General features: G+C 38.4%; 15 protein-coding genes. 9 read left to right on the forward strand and 6 right to left on the reverse strand.

The window, feature by feature from the left end; all coding sequences use genetic code 11:
* Positions 1-33 precede the first annotated feature (33 nt).
* The 6 genes from ASG14_RS20340 to ASG14_RS17870 all read right to left on the reverse strand — a co-directional run bounded on the left by ASG14_RS20340 (position 34) and on the right by ASG14_RS17870 (position 3,150).
* Positions 34-192 (reverse strand): lmo0937 family membrane protein, encoded by a 159-nt coding sequence (locus ASG14_RS20340; protein ID WP_109924584.1) that lies wholly within the window; start codon positions 190-192, stop codon positions 34-36.
* A gap of 169 nt (positions 193-361) precedes the next feature.
* Positions 362-583: a DUF2795 domain-containing protein gene (locus ASG14_RS17850; protein WP_010603503.1), complete on the reverse strand. Its 222-nt coding sequence runs from the start codon at positions 581-583 to the stop codon at positions 362-364.
* An 85-nt stretch (positions 584-668) separates the two neighbouring features.
* Positions 669-1,217 (reverse strand): cob(I)yrinic acid a,c-diamide adenosyltransferase, encoded by a 549-nt coding sequence (locus tag ASG14_RS17855; RefSeq protein WP_056872435.1) that lies wholly within the window; start codon positions 1,215-1,217, stop codon positions 669-671.
* A gap of 64 nt (positions 1,218-1,281) precedes the next feature.
* Positions 1,282-2,040, reverse strand: a complete 759-nt coding sequence (locus ASG14_RS17860; protein ID WP_056872436.1) for an ABC transporter ATP-binding protein — start codon at positions 2,038-2,040, stop codon at positions 1,282-1,284.
* Between the two features lie 92 nt (positions 2,041-2,132).
* Positions 2,133-2,423, reverse strand: coding sequence for an Asp-tRNA(Asn)/Glu-tRNA(Gln) amidotransferase subunit GatC (gene gatC / locus ASG14_RS17865; RefSeq protein WP_056872437.1), 291 nt, complete (start codon positions 2,421-2,423; stop codon positions 2,133-2,135).
* Between the two features lies 1 nt (position 2,424).
* Positions 2,425-3,150 carry a 1-acyl-sn-glycerol-3-phosphate acyltransferase gene (locus ASG14_RS17870; protein ID WP_056872438.1) on the reverse strand — a complete coding sequence of 242 codons (726 nt, stop codon included), beginning with the start codon at positions 3,148-3,150 and terminating at the stop codon, positions 2,425-2,427.
* A 252-nt stretch (positions 3,151-3,402) separates the two neighbouring features.
* On the opposite strand from ASG14_RS17870, the gene trpS reads away from it, so the two are divergent.
* The 9 genes from trpS (at position 3,403) to ASG14_RS17915 (ending at position 14,870) form a co-directional block, all read left to right on the forward strand.
* Entirely contained in the window at positions 3,403-4,401 is a 999-nt protein-coding gene (trpS, locus tag ASG14_RS17875; RefSeq protein ID WP_056872439.1) for a tryptophan--tRNA ligase, read from the forward strand.
* Positions 4,402-4,470: 69 nt separating this feature from the next.
* On the forward strand, positions 4,471-5,085 hold the full coding sequence (locus ASG14_RS17880) for a deoxynucleoside kinase (protein ID WP_056872440.1): 615 nt from the start codon (positions 4,471-4,473) through the stop codon (positions 5,083-5,085).
* A gap of 7 nt (positions 5,086-5,092) precedes the next feature.
* A complete protein-coding gene (locus ASG14_RS17885) occupies positions 5,093-5,287 on the forward strand; it encodes a DUF5808 domain-containing protein (protein WP_056872458.1) in 195 nt (64 codons plus the stop codon).
* Position 5,288: 1 nt separating this feature from the next.
* The gene (kdsB, locus tag ASG14_RS17890) at positions 5,289-6,050 is read left to right on the forward strand and encodes a 3-deoxy-manno-octulosonate cytidylyltransferase (protein WP_056872441.1); all 762 of its coding nucleotides are present in this window, start codon (positions 5,289-5,291) and stop codon (positions 6,048-6,050) included.
* Positions 6,051-6,084: 34 nt separating this feature from the next.
* Positions 6,085-6,627 (forward strand): hypothetical protein, encoded by a 543-nt coding sequence (locus ASG14_RS17895; RefSeq protein WP_056872442.1) that lies wholly within the window; start codon positions 6,085-6,087, stop codon positions 6,625-6,627.
* A 352-nt stretch (positions 6,628-6,979) separates the two neighbouring features.
* Complete coding sequence (locus ASG14_RS17900; RefSeq protein WP_056872443.1) at positions 6,980-8,596, forward strand: CTP synthase; 1,617 nt, start codon at positions 6,980-6,982, stop codon at positions 8,594-8,596.
* A 20-nt stretch (positions 8,597-8,616) separates the two neighbouring features.
* The gene (gene yidC, locus ASG14_RS17905) at positions 8,617-10,425 is read left to right on the forward strand and encodes a membrane protein insertase YidC (RefSeq protein ID WP_056872444.1); all 1,809 of its coding nucleotides are present in this window, start codon (positions 8,617-8,619) and stop codon (positions 10,423-10,425) included.
* A gap of 188 nt (positions 10,426-10,613) precedes the next feature.
* Positions 10,614-13,472, forward strand: a complete 2,859-nt coding sequence (locus ASG14_RS17910) for a S9 family peptidase (RefSeq protein ID WP_056872445.1) — start codon at positions 10,614-10,616, stop codon at positions 13,470-13,472.
* 126 nt (positions 13,473-13,598) lie between these two features.
* Entirely contained in the window at positions 13,599-14,870 is a 1,272-nt protein-coding gene (locus tag ASG14_RS17915) for a nucleoside recognition domain-containing protein (RefSeq protein ID WP_056872446.1), read from the forward strand.
* Positions 14,871-15,005: the final 135 nt, after the last annotated feature.

Below are 15,005 nucleotides of genomic sequence, written 5' to 3' on the forward strand. Positions count from 1 at the left end.
CTTAGCTTATAAACGAATGCACTTAGGTCTGTTTTACGCTGCCCTACCAATAACTTTAAGTAGAATTGCAATTACTGCAATTACAAGTAAAACGTGAATGATTCCACCAACGTCACCGAAGCCGTGAAATACAAATCCTATAACCCAAAGTATTACTAATACTACCGCTACTAAATACAATAAATTTCCCATTGTGTTAATTTTTTAAGTAAATGTTTATCTATTAACACAAGTTGTATATTTTTGTTTAAAATTTGTCAGTTTATTTTACAAGCGCCTTACTTACAGTAAATTAAACATTTTACAAACAACAAGTAATTCAAAAAAAAACTCCCGGTTTTAAAATCGGGAGTTAATATTTTTAATATTCATCTTCATTAAAGAAGAAATCTTCTTTAGTTGGATAATCAGGCCAAATTTCCTCTATTGTTTCATAAGGCTCGCCATCGTCTTCAAGTGCCTGTAAATTTTCAATTACTTCTACAGGTGCACCAGAACGGATGCCGTAATCAATTAACTCATCTTTTGTTGCAGGCCATGGTGCGTCTTCCAGGTGGGAAGCTAATTCTAGTGTCCAATACATATCTTCAATTCTATTAAATTCTTATACTTAATAATGCGCAAAGTATATTAAAATTTTTGAGCAAAACAAACTTATTTTTCCACCATTATACGCGAGGTATCCAAATGTTTTCTTCTGTTCCAAAATCTAAATTTAGTTTTCTGGCTAAAACGAATAAATAATCACTCAGCCTGTTTAAGTAAACGGTTACGCGTTCGTCTACAAAGCTATTTTCGGCAAGCTCTACCGTTAAACGTTCAGCCCTTCTACAAACGCATCTGGCTAAATGGCAATAGGCTACTACGCTATTTCCGCCTGGTAAAACAAAGTGTTTTAAAGGAGGCAAGGATTCGTTGATCGCATCAATTTCGGTTTCCAGCAAGGTAACATCGGCATCGTGCAAATCCGGAATTTTCATTTTCGATTTCTCAGGGTCAGCAGCTAGTGATGCCCCGATTGTGAAAAGTCTGTCCTGAATTTCTTTGAGTAACTTTTGATGGTGAGTTTCAATGTCCTGACAACCAACCAAACCGATGTACGAATTCAACTCATCAACCGTGCCGTATGTTTCGATGCGCAAATGAAACTTTGGTACCCTCGTACCTCCTATCAGCGACGTTTGTCCCGCATCGCCAGTTTTGGTATAGATTTTCATTAAAGAGATTTGGAATATTGGGTTAGCAAAGGTTGAAAACTTCTAATCACAAAGTTGATTATCATTAATTAATTTTTTCCCAGTCGCTTCCACTTTCCTTTAGCGCCTGCAAACGTGGAGAAACGTTTTTAATGTCTGTATTTATGTAGTCGTTTTCAATTAAACCATCCCGCATACGTACAATTCGATGGGCGTGTTGTGCAATATCTTCCTCGTGGGTTACTAAAATAATTGTATTGCCTTTGCTGTGAATTTCTTCAAGCAAACCCATAATCTCGATTGAGGTTTTGGTATCTAAATTCCCTGTCGGCTCATCTGCAAGGATGATGGAAGGATCATTTATTAGGGCTCTTGCAACAGCAACACGCTGGCGCTGACCACCAGACAATTCGTTCGGTTTGTGATCCATACGATTTCCCAAACCCACGTTTTCCAATGCTTTAGCCGCTCTGGCATCTCTATCTTTTTTGCTGTTTCCGGCATATATTAACGGTAATGCCACATTATCCAACGATGTTGAACGCGGTAAAAGGTTGAAAGTTTGAAACACAAAGCCAATTTCCTGATTTCGGACTTCGGCCAACGCATCATCCGTCATATGGCTTACATCGGTTCCATTTAGTATATAAGTTCCGCTTGATGGTGTATCTAAACAGCCTAAAATATTCATTAAAGTAGATTTGCCAGAACCTGATGGCCCCATCAACGCTACGAATTCGCCCTTATTTATATCTAAACTAACAGATTTTAAAGCATGAATTACTTCTGAACCGATAACATATTTGCGACCAATTTCCTTAATTGTAATGAGTGGTTGAGGCATAGTTTTTATTTTTTAGACAATGGCAATGCTAAAGATGTTACAAGCGAATTGATTTTTAAGCTATGCAACAGTAATAATCTAGTTGTATAATTTTACTTCTCAATAATTTTCGGAACCATAAAAAACCTTTCATTATGCTTAGCAGCATTTTTTAAACCATCAGTGGTCGAAATCTCCTGCTTAATTTCATCTTCCCGCCACACATTCGTGGCATCGTTCATGTAAACCAATGGCTCAACATTTGTGGTATCAAGCTCATTCAGCTTTTCCATAAAAGATAAAATCTTATTCATTTCGGGAATCAGCTGCTCAACATCTTCTTCTTCGATATGTATTCTGGCCAGGTCGGCAATCTTATAAATTGTTTTCGAATCTAAATTCATTTTAATAAAGCTTACTGTTAATCATTTCAAAAACCCGCTCTTTCAACATTTCGGTATCGGCATCTGCTAAATCCGAAGTATTAATTGGTTTATGGATGTAAATATCGCAAATTCCGGGCTTACTTCCATATTTGGCACCATCATCCCAGTTAATTTTCCAAACATTAGTAATACTTACCGGCACCAAAGGTATATTTTTATCAATGGCAAGCCTGAAAGGACCATTTTTAAACTCGCCCAATTTCGGCGGGTAATGGTCGTCAATTTTTCCCTCTGGAAAAATGATAAGACTCATGCCCTTTTCTAAGTTTTCGCCCGCTTTCTTAAAGGCTCTGAATGCGGATATCTTACTGTCGCGATTTACTGAAATATCTATTGTTTTAAAAAAAATGCCTAATACCGGGTTATTCAGCAGTTCATCTTTTCCCATAAAATGAAACTTACCTTTTGCCAAAATGCAAAACACCATTATATCGAGGTTCGAGGTATGATTGGCACAATAGATATACGTCTGGTTTTTGCTGAGTTTCTCTTCAAACTTAAACGAGAAAAAAACACCAGCAAATAAACTGCAAAGGAAGCTGTTGGCTTTTCTTAAAGAATTTAAAACACCATAATATCTTGGGCTTCGCGATGTTAAATAATAAAGCGGATAAAACAACGAGAAGAAAAACAGTATCCAAAACAGATACCAAACCCGGTGAACTTTCCTTAAAAATTTGGTCATAGCCATCAAAAATATAAAAATTACGTTGCTTTCCTATTTATCCAAATCGTTATTGGAAATCGCTGATTTCCGGCTGTAAACTTGAACATTATTAAGCAAATAAATACGTGCATCACAGATTAGCAGTAAAAAGGTTCAATTAACAATTGCACATCAACCAATCAAGAAGTTATCTTTTCGCGGAAAACTACTGAGATAAAAACAATACCATAATATAGTTTGATGCTAATTTATTTTTAATTTCGTGGCATTATGAAAGAAACAGTGGTGAGCGGCATCCGCTCTACAGGAAAATTACATTTAGGTAACTACTATGGCGCAGTAAAGAATTTTGTAAAAATGCAACATGATTACAATTGTTACTTTTTTATTGCCGATTTACATTCATTAACAACACACCCTACACCAGCTGACTTACACGGCAATATAAAACATGTATTGGTTGAATACCTTGCGAGTGGAATAAACCCGGAAACGAGCACCATTTATATACAAAGTGATGTACCCGAAATAGCCGAATTGTATCTTTATTTAAACATGAATGCTTACATGGGCGAACTTGAGCGCAGTACTTCATTTAAAGATAAAGTTCGGGCAAATCCGGATAATGTTAATGCAGGCCTGCTAACCTACCCGGTTTTGATGGCAGCAGATATTTTGATTCATAAGGCTACAAAAGTACCTGTTGGCAAAGACCAGGAACAGCATCTGGAAATGGCCCGCACCTTTGGCAACCGTTTTAACAGGTTATACAATACCGAGTATTTCCCCGAACCCTATGCTTTCAGTTTTACAGAAAAACTTGTGAAAGTGCCAGGATTAGACGGAAAAGGCAAAATGGGAAAATCGGAAGGCGAAGCTAATGCCGTGTACTTATCAGATGATCCTGAAACCATCCGCAAGAAAGTTATGAGGGCAGTAAGCGATGGTGGTCCGACGGAGGAGTACCAGCCAAAACCCGAGGCCATTCAAAATTTATTCGATTTGATGAAGGTTGTTTCGAGCGAAGACACCCTCAATCATTTCGATGATTTGTACAATAAGATGCAAATTCGTTATGGCGATTTTAAAAAGCAATTAGCCGAAGATATGATCATCGCTACTGCGCCAATGCGTGAAAAAATTCAGGATATTGCAAAAGACGACTCCTACTTAAGACAGGTTGCTAAACACGGCGCTTTAAAGGCTCGCGAAAGTGCTCAAAAAACGATAAGAGAAGTGAGAAGCTTAATCGGGTTCAAAAGTTTTTAATTAATTTAATAGATTTGAGGTAAAGGCACTCTTTGTAAAGTTTCCTCATTCATATCACAGAAAAAAAATATGCACATAGCAATAGTAGGAAATATAGGTGCAGGTAAAACCACTTTAACTGGTTTATTGGCGAAAAATTATGGATGGGAAGCTTTATACGAAGCTGTAGACAATAATCCGTACCTGGAAGATTTTTACAGCGACATGAAACGCTGGAGTTTTAACCTTCAAATTTATTTTCTAAATAGTCGTTTCCAGCAAATTACAGATATTGAAGTAAACAAACGGAACGTAATACAAGATAGAACGATTTATGAAGATGCCCATATTTTTGCCGAAAACCTGCACGATATGGCCTTGATGACTACCCGTGATCATGATAATTACCGTGCGATTTTTGACAACATTACTTCGTTTATTAAACCGCCGGATCTGCTCGTTTACCTGCGTGCATCTGTACCTACTCTGGTGAATAACATTCAACGTCGCGGCCGTGAGTATGAGGCAGGCATTCGCATCGATTATCTGTCAAAACTGAACGAAAAATATGAAGCCTGGATTAAAGGCTATAATCTGGGAAAATTGTTAATTTTAGATAAGGACAAACTGGATTTTACAAACAATCCTGAAGATTTAGGACAGGTTATACAATCCATTGAAGCGGAAATAAACGGTCTTTTTTAAATTGGCAATGGCTAAAGATTTTCAAAAAGATAGTCCTGAAAACTGGAAATGGGGCATAATTTATTTCAACAGGAATGATTCACGATTCGTTTTACCAAAACGCGAATTGGGTTTTGGTTGGACTTTAAATTTCGCGCATCCTATTTCATACATCTTTACCGGGCTAATTTTAGCATTTGTTGCCTATAAAATTTATCAATAGCATGAGCCAGTTTAAAATTATTGGAATCATTCCTGCCCGTTACGCTTCAACCCGCTTTCCGGGCAAACCCTTGGTTGATATTGCCGGCAAATCCATGATACAACGTGTTTATGAGCAGGCAGCAAAATCAGAAAGCCTTTCGAAGGTAGTAGTTGCAACTGATGATGAGCGAATTGCAAACGAAGTTGCAAGGTTTGGAGGTAGCTTTGTTTTTACCTCATCAAACCACCAAAGTGGAACGGACAGATGCGCTGAAGTTATTGAAAAAATGTCCGATTTTGACATCGTCATCAACATTCAGGGTGATGAACCCTTTATCGAACCGGCTCAGATTAACTTGCTTGCAAGTTGCTTTACCGAAGAAAAGGTACAATTAGCAACCTTGATTAAACCGATTGAAAGCCAGGAAAGTATTTATAACCCAAACAGTCCCAAGGTTGTTATCGATGTAAATGGCCGGGCAATGTACTTTAGCCGTAGTCCGATTCCATTTATTAGAAACGGCGAGCCTGGCGTTTGGGCCGAGAAACATCGGTTTTACAAACATATCGGCATTTACGGTTACAGAACCGAATCGCTGAAGGCCATTACAAAACTTCCTCCCTCTTCGTTAGAAATAGCCGAAAGCCTGGAACAATTGCGGTGGATTGAAAATGGATTTTACATTCAAACTAAGGTAACAGATTTGGAAACCGTTGCCATTGATACACCTGAAGACCTTAAAAAACTTAACAAGCTTTTAAAGGTCTTAAAACTGGAGTAAATCTCAACTTGTTATAAAATTATTAGTTTTGATTATGAGAAAATTTTTGCTGCTACTGTTTTGTTGTCCTCTTTTTTTTGGAAGCTGTAATAACAGCGACAACAAAAAAGCCGATGCCATCGAATTTAAAAATGTTAACTCCAGCATTGCGAAATCATTTTCTGATTTGAACACCCAGGATACTTTTAAAATCGAATTAACCGGTAGAAAACCAGAAGACATGGTTCTGAATTTTTCCATCAAAAATGCTAAAGGCGCCGAAATTTATAACGTAAAATTAAAAGGTACCGAGCTTGTTGGCAATACCGATCCAAATATTGATTTATCAAAAGAAAAAGACCAGATTATTTTCCTCAAAACCATAGCAAATGATTTTTTTAGCGACGATAATTTCCTTGAACCTGCGGTAATGCCAGAGGATAAGGCGGATAATAACGCTCCTGACAAGGCGCTTTACGAGGAGTTAAAAAAATCGGGATTGAATGGCTTTAAATATCGTTTAGGCAAAGAGAATAACGTTTATATTGCCTGGAGTGATAAAGAAAAGAAGGTTAAAATTTATTATCAGTGTTGCTAAACACTAAATATAAGCAATTCGAAAAGCCAACTATCACGAAGAGTTACTTTTGGCTCAGGATAGTTTTGTTTCGCCGCGGGTGCTCAAAATAACAGCAAATCCGTTTCTATCAAACCCTAGTTTTTCAACCGGCCAAAACTTTTGTTTTTGTCGGCTATAGCTAAAAGACCGTTTGCTCAATTCGTTATAAAAGCGAAAATAAAAGCCAGTTTTGGGTTAGTTTTCTGAATCACACCAGTTTATCATATTTAAAAATACAGCGTTTTATTTATGCGCTACCGAGTAATTTTGTTACCTTTGTACCCCGTACAAAAAGCAACATTTTTTGCCTTTGTTGCATAAATTCAGAAACATGACTAAGTATATTTTTGTTACGGGCGGTGTTACTTCCTCTTTGGGTAAGGGCATCATCTCCGCTTCTTTAGCTAAACTTTTACAGGCACGGGGTTATCGTGTAACCATTCAAAAATTCGATCCTTATATCAACATCGACCCTGGAACCTTAAATCCTTATGAACATGGCGAGTGCTTTGTAACAGAAGATGGTGCCGAAACTGATTTGGATCTTGGTCACTACGAACGTTTCTTAAATGTTCCAACCTCTCAGGCAAATAACATAACAACAGGCCGCATTTATCAAAATGTAATCAGCAAAGAGCGCAAAGGCGAATATTTAGGCAAAACCGTTCAGGTTGTTCCGCACATTACAGATGAAATTAAGCGCAACATGCGTATTCTGGGCGATAGCGGAGAATACGATATCGTAATTACCGAGCTGGGTGGTACCGTAGGTGATATCGAATCGCTACCATTTATCGAGGCAGTTCGCCAGTTTAAGTGGGAAGAAGGCAGTACAAATGCAATTGTAATACACTTAACGTTGGTTCCTTACCTTGCAGCCGCCGGGGAATTGAAAACAAAGCCGACTCAACACTCCGTAAAAGCACTTTTAGAGTACGGCATCCAGCCTGATATTTTAGTTTGCAGAACAGAGCACCATTTAGGAACGGATCTAAGAAAAAAAATTGCGCTGTTTTGTAACGTTAACATCAACGCAGTAGTCGAATCGATGGATGCATCAACTATTTATGATGTTCCGCTGCTGATGCTGAAAGAACAACTAGACAAAACAGTTCTATCTAAATTAAAGTTACCAACGAAGAACGATCCGGATATGGAAAGCTGGAAGGACTTTCTTGGTCGCCTTAAAAACCCAACTGCCGAGGTTAAAATTGGCTTGGTTGGAAAGTATGTTGAGTTACCGGATGCTTATAAATCCATTATCGAATCTTTTGTACACGCAGGTTCGAGAAACGAATGTAAGGTAAAAGTGGAATACATCCACTCAGAAAGCATTTTCCCTGATAATGTAAAAGAAAAACTTGGACACCTTCAGGGCGTTTTAGTTGCACCGGGCTTTGGCAGTCGTGGTATTGAAGGTAAAATTGACACCATTAAATACGTTAGAGAAAATAATATTCCTTTCTTTGGAATTTGTTTGGGCATGCAGTGTGCCGTTATAGAATATGGCCGTAATGTTTTGGGTTTGAAGGGTGCGCACACGGTAGAAATTGAAGAAAATGCTGAAAATCCTGTAATTAACATGATGGAAGAGCAGAAAAAAATAACCAATAAAGGCGGAACGATGCGTTTGGGTTCTTATCCATGCGACATTAAGAAAGGCACAAAAGCTTTCGCTATTTATGGTAAACAACACATAAACGAACGTCATCGCCACCGTTATGAGTTTAATAATGAATATTTAACACAGTATGAAAATGCAGGCATGATTGCTTCGGGTATTAATCCTGAATCTGGTCTTGTAGAGATAATTGAGTTAAAAAACCATCCTTTTTTCGTTGGTGGACAGTTCCACCCCGAATTAAAATCAACAGTAGCAAATCCTCATCCACTTTTTGTTAAATTTGTGGCCGCTGCAATGGAGTATGCTAAAAAGAAAACAAATTAACTGCAGCATAAAAACTAATAATGGATAGAAATACCTTTACAGGATTATTCCTGATTATGATCATCTTGGGCGGATCATTCTACTTCTTCAGACCAAGTGAAGCGGAACTTAAAAAAGCCAAAGAAACTGAAAGAATAGATTCCCTTAAAAAAGCCGGTGCTGTGATAGCGCCAAAAGATACGGTAATAAAAGCTTCACCAATTGCTCCAGTTGTTGATTCGCTTGCATTGAAGGGCCCTTTTGGAACTGCAATTGCCGGAACAGAATCGGAAACAGTTCTTGAAAACGAAAACTTATTAATTACCTTAACAAATAAAGGCGGTAAAATTTTATCAGCACAGGTAAAAGGTCAGAAAACTTTCGATGGAAAACCACTAATTCTTTTTGATGTTGGTGCAAATAAATTTGGCTTAAACCTGAATGTTGCGGGTAAAGTTGTTAACACAAACGATTTATATTTCAGCCCTACCAAAACAGGAAACAAGGTAATTATGCGTGCCAATTACGGCACAAATGCTTATGTTGAATTTACTTACGATTTAAAAGCGCTAAGTAACAAAGTCGCTTTTAATGTAAACCTTGTGGGTTTGCAACAGGCAATTTCTGGTAACAGCATCAATTTGAACTGGGAAGCAACATTGCTTCAGCAAGAAAAATCTATAGAAAGTGAGCATCGTTACTCTGCGCCTTACTACAAATATTTAGACGGTGATGTAAACCACTTAAGTGTTTCTAAAGACGAAAAAGAAGAACTTTCAAAAGCTAAAATTCAGTGGATTTCTTTTAAACAACACTTTTTCTCTGCTTCATTGATATCAAAACAGCCTTTTGAAAAAGGAAGTTTAGAAGTGAAAATCCCAACAACTCCCGGCCAAATTAAATTCTACGGCGCAAATATGCAGTTGCCTTATACACACCAGGCAAATCAGGCATATGAGATGGAGTTTTATTTCGGAACAAACAAATTTTCAGCTTTAAAAGCACAGGGCTACGATTTAGAGCAACAGGTTGACATGGGCTACTGGCCGTTAAAATATGTTAACCGTTTTATTGTATTGCCGGTTTTCAATTTTCTTAACGGATTCAACTGGAGCTATGGCTTAATTATTTTTGCTTTAACCATATTGCTTAAACTTGCCTTGTCTCCCCTAACCTACAAGTCTTATTTATCGATGGCTAAGATGAGGGTGTTAAAACCTGAAATGGATGAGATTAAAGCGAAGGTTGGCGAGGATAATCCTACTTTAGTTCAGCAGGAATATTTAAAACTCTACAAGAAAGCTGGTGTTAACCCGCTAGGTGGTTGTTTGCCAATGGTTTTGCAACTTCCGCTGGTAATGGCCTTTTTCTTCTTTTTCCCTAATTTATTCGAACTCAGACAGGAAAGTTTCCTTTGGATGAAGGATTTATCAACCTATGACGAATTTATTCGCTTCGGTGTAAAAATTCCTTTCATCGGCGACCACTTAAGTTTAATGTGTGTTTTGATGACCATCTCTACATTGATCATGACTTATTTCAATAATCAGGTTTCTGGTGCTACCGGCCAAATGAAATATATCGGTTATATTATGCCGGTTATTTTCTTAGGCGTGTTAAACAGCTATCCGGCAGGTTTAAATTATTACTATTTCTTAGCCAACTTAATGACTTTCGGACAGCAGTTCTTGATTCGTAAAATGGTTGATGATGATAAAATTCATGCTTTAATTCAGCAAAATAAAGCCAGACCTGCAGACGAGAAAAAGAAAAAGTCTAAATTTCAACAACGTTTAGACGATTATATGCGTCAGCAACAACAACAACTTCCTACAAAAGGAAAAAAATAATTTATTCGAGTAAAGCGTAAAAGCTGCAAGTGGCCTGGGTGTTTAATGAACATTCAGGCCATTTCTCTTTAGCTAATGTGTAAAACCACTTAAATTTTGTAATATTTGACGTACATCCTTTCTATTAAGGTAAAAAATTGCAATTTTTATAAATCAAATCTCAACCAACAAATTAATTCATTCTTAAAATGCAAAAAAGACTAACAATTATTCTATTCTTCGTTGTCAGCTTTGCCTACGCACAAAAAAAACCATTAGATCATAAGGTTTATGATACCTGGGAAGCAGTAGGTACAAAGCAGTTATCAAACAATGGCCAACTAGCCTTATATAGTGTTTTACAACAGGAAGGTGACGCAACTTTGTATATAACCAACTTTAAAACAAACTCAAAACTCACAGTTCCACGTGCTGCTGTTGGTCAGTTCAGTAACGACTCCAAATTTGCAGCGTTTTTGATAAAACCTTTTTATAAAGATTTGCGCCAGGCGAAAATTAAAAAAACAAAACCTGATGCAATGCCGAAAGATACCTTAGGCATCGCTAATCTGACCAGCAACACCGTTACAAAAGTAGCCAGGGTAAAATCGTTCAAAATGCCCGAAACGGGTTTTGGCTATTTAGCTTACCAGCTGGATAAATTGGATACCACAAAAAAAGCGACCGCCGCTGCGCCAAAGAAGGATAATGAAACCGATTTCGCGGATGATGAACCAGCTGGAGGCATTAGAAAAGAAGAAGGTACCGACCTTATCGTTAAAAACCTCTTAACAGGTGTAGATAAAACTTATAAGTATGTTACCGATTACGCGTTCAGTAAAGATGGCAAGCAACTTGTTTTTGCCTGCAGCGGTTCTAAAAAAGATAAAACAGCGCCACAAGGGGTTTACCTTTTAAACACCGAAAAAGGGTTATTGAAAACGCTTGTAAAGGGCAAAGGAAGCTTTAAGGGTTTTACCTTTGATGAAGAGAGTGAACACCTGGCTTTCATCGGTGAACAGGATCCGGAGAAAAAAGAAGTTAAAAACTATAACATTTACTACAACTCTCTCACACTTGATACCGCTCAAACAATTGTTGATTATGACATGCCTGGCTTACCCGCAAAATGGTCTGTGAGTGGCGATGGCAAAGTAACCTTTAGTAAAGACGGCAAAAAATTGTTCTTTGGCATTGCCCCTGTTAAAAAACCAAAAGATACCACCATTGTCGATTTTGAAGTTGCCAAAGTGGATGTTTGGAACTATAAAGATGATTACCTGCAACCAATGCAGCTTAAAAACGCAGACAGAGATGGCAAAAGAAGTTTTCTTTCAGTAATTGACGTTTACAGCAGCGACCCGAAGGTTGTGCCTTTAACGGATTTAAGTTTGCCTGATGCAAATATGGTTAGCGATGGCGATGCAAACTTTGTGCTTGCATCTACCGATTTTGGCCGGAGAATAGAATCGCAATGGAGTGGTTCTACGCTTAGAGATTATTATTTGGTTGATACAAAAACCGGACAGCGCAAAAAAATTATCGAGAAGCTTAACGGAAACGCAACGGCCTCGCCTGGCAGTAATTATGTAATTTATTTTGATGAAAATACCTCTAACTGGTTTACTTATCAGGTAGCTACAGGAAAAATTACGCAACTCAATAATGGAATGAACGTTAAGTTTGCCGATGAAGAAAATGATGTTCCGGATACACCGAAAGCTTATGGTATTGCAAGCTGGACAGAAGACGACAAAGCCGTTTTGATTTACGACCGCTTCGACATTTGGTCCTTTTCTCCAGATGGAAAATCGCCGGCAAAGAACATTACCAACAACTTTGGCCGGGATAATAAGATAACGCTCCGTTACCAGCGCACACAGCAAGATAACCGCTTTGAGCGTGGAGCCGATACTAAATTTGTGAAAGCAAATGAGTTGGTTTGGTTGGATGGTTTCAATAACGTAACCAAAGAAAATGGTTTTTACCGAAAAAATGTTGGCACTGTTAAAAACCCCGACCTTGTGGTGATGGGTAAAACAAAGTACTCGAACCTGCTTAAAGCAAAAGATGCCGATGTTTATATTTTTGATAAAGGAAATTATGTGGCTTCGCCCGATGTTTACGTTACGAGTGATTTCAAAACCGAAACTAAACTGACAGCAACTAATCCGCAGCAAGCAAGCTACAATTGGGGAACTGCAGAATTGGTGAAGTGGACTACGCCAAAAGGCTACCAATCAGAAGGTATTTTGTATAAGCCAGAAAACTTCGATCCAAATAAGAAATATCCGATGATTGTTTATTTCTACGAAAAATTATCCGATGGTTTATATGCATATCAGGCGCCAGCCCCAACGCCATCGCGGTTAAACATTTCATTTTTTGTAAGTAACGGTTATTTGGTTTTTGCACCCGATATTACTTATACAACTGGTCACCCCGGCCAATCTGCTGTAGAATTTATAAATTCTGGTGTAGAGAACTTGAAGAAAAACAGCTGGGTTGATGGCAGCAAAATTGGAATTCAGGGCCAGAGTTGGGGAGGATATCAGGTTGCTTACTTAATTACTCAAAACGATATGTACGCAGCAGCCTGGGCTGGTGCGCCAGTGGCTAACATGACCTCTGCATACGGCGGCATTCGTTGGGAAAGTGGCATGAACCGCCAGTTCCAATATGAAAAAACACAAAGCCGTATCGGTGCCACACTTTGGGAAAAGCCTGAGTTGTACATCGAAAACTCCCCTCTTTTTATGTTCCCTAAGGTGAACACCCCTGTTGTGGTTATGGCAAACGATGCAGATGGAGCCGTGCCATGGTATCAGGGTATAGAAATGTTTACTGGTTTGCGCAGGTTAGGAAAACCCGTTTGGATGCTGAATTATAACGGTGAAGCACACAACCTTGTTCAACGCCAAAACCGTAAGGATATTCAAATTCGTGAACAACAGTTTTTCGATTACTACCTGAAGGGTGCTAAAGCGCCAGCGTGGATGACAAGCGGTGTTCCCGCAACAGAAAAAGGTAAAACCTGGGGTTTTGAACTAACAGATGATAAACCTTAAATAAAGCAAGTACGATACAGGAAAAGCAAGATGGCCACAAGGTTATCTTGCTTTTCTTTTAAACAAGCAGTTTTATTATTCAATATTTTGGTATTTTGTACCCTTTAAACTAAACAAGTTAATTAAATGGCATTAAGTAGAATCTGGTCGGCATTTATTATTGTAGCAATTGTTGTTGCCTCTATTAAGTGTTTCTTTTTCGGACAAACAGATATTTTCAACTGGATGGTAATTGGAAAGTCTTCCGACCCTTTAAATCCATTAAAATTAGATGGCATCATCGAAACCTGTTGGATTGCTGTAGACCTTTGTATTAAACTTATCGGCACACTGGCCCTTTTTATGGGCTTAATGAACATCGCAGAAAAAGCTGGCGGAATTCGCTTGCTTTCCCGTATTATTGGCCCATTCTTTTCGAAATTGTTTCCTGATATACCAGCAGGCCACCCTTCCATGGGGCACATGATTATGAACTTTTCGGCAAATTTGCTGGGTTTAGACAATGCTGCAACACCATTTGGCATTAAAGCGATGGAAAGTTTGCAGGAACTAAATCCAAATAAAGACACCGCAAGTAATTCACAAATTATGTTTCTCTGCTTGCACGCTGCCGGTTTATGTTTAATTCCGGTGAGTGTAATTGCAATCAGGTCGACACAAAACGCCCAAGACCCAACAGATATATTTATTCCCTGTTTAATCGTAACCTTCGTTGGCACAATGGCCGCAATGTTAATTGTATCATTCAAGCAAAAAATAAACCTGCTGCAACCAGTAATTATAACCTGGGTTTTAAGTATCTCGGCAGTGGTTGGCCTGCTTGTTTGGTATGTAAGCAAGCTAAATGCAGATAGTATAAAATCCTTTTCGGGGTTGTTAAGCGGCGGTATAATTTTATTGATATTTCTGTTGATTGTATTGGGCGCATTATACAAAAAGATTGATGTGTTCGATGCTTTCATTGACGGAGCAAAAGGTGGCTTTGAGACAGCATTGAAAATTATTCCTTATTTGGTTGGCATTTTGGTAGCCGTGAGCATGCTGAGAACCAGCGGCACGTTCGATGTTGTGATGAGTGGAATAAAAAATGCTTTCATATTTTTAGGCGCCGATGTAAGGTTTGTGGACGCGCTACCTACCGCTTTAATCAGGCCGCTAAGTGGCGGTGCTGCCCGGGGAATGATGGTTAGTACAATGATTGCAAGCGGCCCGGATTCATTCGCAAGTAAATTGTCAGGCGTTTTTCAAGGTGCCTCTGATACGACATTTTATGTTGTCGCGGTATATTTTGGCTCTGTAGGGATAAAAAATACCCGCTATGCCATTGGTTCGATGCTGCTGGCAGATTTGGTCGGCGTGTGCACGGCAATTGCGTTGAGCTATATGTTTTTTGGTTGAGAAATTGGGGATAAATAAAGAAAAGCCCTGTTTTCAATAGACTGCCCCCCAAATGTTAGACGAAATTAGTAATTAATTATTTAAGGCATGAACCCGATATTCGATTGGGCTCATGCCTTTTAGATTCAGTCTTAT

Source organism: Pedobacter sp. Leaf194 (assembly GCF_001423945.1).
Taxonomy (GTDB): Bacteria; Bacteroidota; Bacteroidia; order Sphingobacteriales; family Sphingobacteriaceae; genus Pedobacter.